Origin of the sequence: Pseudomonas sp. K5002 (assembly GCF_013386655.1) — a bacterium.
In the GTDB taxonomy this organism is placed as follows: Bacteria; Pseudomonadota; Gammaproteobacteria; order Pseudomonadales; family Pseudomonadaceae; genus Aquipseudomonas.
Genome location: NZ_JACARK010001272.1, coordinates 1 through 659, shown reverse-complemented (window position 1 = coordinate 659; position 659 = coordinate 1). Strand labels below are relative to the sequence as shown.

Annotated in this window: 1 protein-coding gene and 1 pseudogene; both read left to right on the top strand. The window is 63.4% G+C overall.

From position 1 onward, the window contains the following. Window positions 1–535 (top strand): methyltransferase (locus tag HX846_RS35600; RefSeq protein ID WP_178967286.1); only part of this gene is annotated, 535 nt, incomplete at its 5' end. Window positions 536–559: 24 nt separating this feature from the next. Next, a pseudogene (locus HX846_RS35595) lies at window positions 560–659 on the top strand (DUF4136 domain-containing protein); the annotation flags it as partial.

The following is a 659-nucleotide window of genomic DNA, read 5'->3' as shown; positions in this document are numbered from 1 at the left end:
CGAGCCGATGCTCGAAGGCGCCCGCCAGCGTTTCGCCGAAGCCGGGCAGACAGCCACGTTCATTCAAGCCCCCTGGCAAGACCTGCTGGGCCAACTCACCGAGCCCTACGACCTGGTGCTGTGCCACGCCGTGCTGGAATGGCTGGCCGAACCCCATGCGATCCTGCCGGTGCTGCACCAGTTGACCGCGCCCGGTGGCTGGCTGTCCCTGGCCTTCTATAACCGCGATGCCTTGATTTACCGCAACCTGCTCAAAGGCCACTTCCGCAAAATGCGCAAGAACGATATGGCCGGCGAAAAGCAGAGCCTCACGCCGCAACAACCCCTGGACCCACGGGAGTTGGCGACGCAACTAGAGGGCCTGTGGCAGGTCGAAACCCAAAGTGGCGTGCGGGTGTTCCACGACTATATGCCGGTGGAATTCCAGGCCCGCGCCGAGTTGCAGGATTTGTTGGAGATGGAGCTCGCACACCGTCGTCACCCAAGCTTTGCCGGACTTGGGCGTTATTTGCACTGGATCTGCCGTCCGGTTTAAGCGGCCCAGTCTGCGGAGGTCGAAATGAAGCGCTGTCTTGGACTGATCCTGCTGGGCCTGGGCCTGGCGGGTTGCCAAAGCCCCAACCCGTATGTGGCGGCGTCTGCCCCGATGCCGCCGGCGC